This is a genomic window from Treponema sp. R80B11-R83G3, from assembly GCF_054786115.1.
This window is the reverse complement of record NZ_BDHF01000210.1, coordinates 1-1,413: the sequence shown is the minus strand read 5'-3', so window position 1 is coordinate 1,413 and position 1,413 is coordinate 1. Positions and strand designations below refer to the sequence as shown.

Here is a 1,413-nt window from a genome sequence, read left to right as displayed (position 1 = left end):
ATTATTTTCGGTAGCAAGCCCGTAGGTTCCGTCAAAACCTTTCCATTTTAGCTTGGTTTCAAAAGCTGGCTTTAACGCCCTTTCAGGGAAAGCCGGCATTTTCGAATCATTTAAATTACCTTCCATCGTATACCAGTACGTTGGTTGTACAATATTTGGGGAAGCAAGATGCAGGTCTGTTATCTTGGATGAAACAAGCAGGGAGATTTCTTTTTTATAACCCGTTAACTCATCAAAACCTTCTACGGGAAATATTTCCGCGCGTAAAGAAAAGAAACCGCTCTGTTCCGGCGCTTTCCAGAAAATAAAGCCCGCATCGTCAGAAAAGTTTCCTTCTTTAATTTTATTTTTTCCGTCGTACCATACGATATACGGATTAAGCCGTTTGTCAAAGTCCAAATTCACTTCCAGCATTACAACCATTCCCTTTGGTATAAGCTGAGAAGTACCGCCTATTCCAGGCAAATATACGTTAATGCCTTTATAAGAAAAAGTATTTTTTCCCAGATAAAAAATATTCTTTTCCGTCCTTTGCAGCACAACTTTATCGCTCATAACCTGAGAAACCATTGTATATATGCCCATAGGTAAATTTTCCGGTATTGGGAAAGAAGGTAATTCTTTATCCAAACTCAGTACGGGAACAGTCAATTCATCGCCGTTTTTATAAAATTCAAACGTCTTAACATCCTCAGTTAATACTGTTTCTTCGGTATTATCGTCTTCTGAAATTACAGCTTCATCTTTATCTGCGTTTTTATTTTTATCTTCATCATTATTTCCGTCTTTATCTTTATTTTCCTCTATATTTTCATTTTTATTATCATCCGTTGACGGCTTTTCTTCTTTTTCTTCAGCTTCCTGATCCAGAACATAAACAACCTTCCATCCGACAATTTCTCCATGGGAATCCTTTAAAAAAACCATAAGGGCGGTTACATCTGGATCACCCGTAACAGGTTCTTCAAAATACGGGATTATTTTATCAATTGATCTGGCATAGGAACATTCATCAACGGAAACGCCGTTTATCTGCACATTAATTTTATAGGAGCCGGAGGAAGGCAGAATATTATCTATCGCCTCACAACTGCCAAAAAAAAGGCTTACACATACGAGTAAAACGAGTAAAATTAATGTTTTTACGCCATTTTGGACACACATTTCCAGTATCATTATACCTTAAAATACGCAAAAAATCAACTATAAGAACATCTAAAAACTTCAGTTTTTAGATGTTTTCATAACCTAAGAAGAAAATTGCCTTACAATAATTCTTTATGTTTTAATGAATTCGCGATTTTCTTAGAGGAACCACTAAAAACCTAACCGAGGTTTTTAGTGGTTCCCCTATATTAAACTATTAGTTTTATGTTAATATATTGATATGCGGACCACGGCAATAATTCATCT

1 protein-coding gene is annotated in these 1,413 nt (G+C 35.8%); it reads right to left on the bottom strand.

The annotated features are described in order from the left end of the window. Window positions 1-1,164, bottom strand: a 1,164-nt coding sequence (locus ACYVRH_RS12665) for a hypothetical protein (protein ID WP_461257261.1), incomplete at its 3' end; no start/stop codon positions are given. Between the last annotated feature and the right edge of the window lie 249 nt (window positions 1,165-1,413).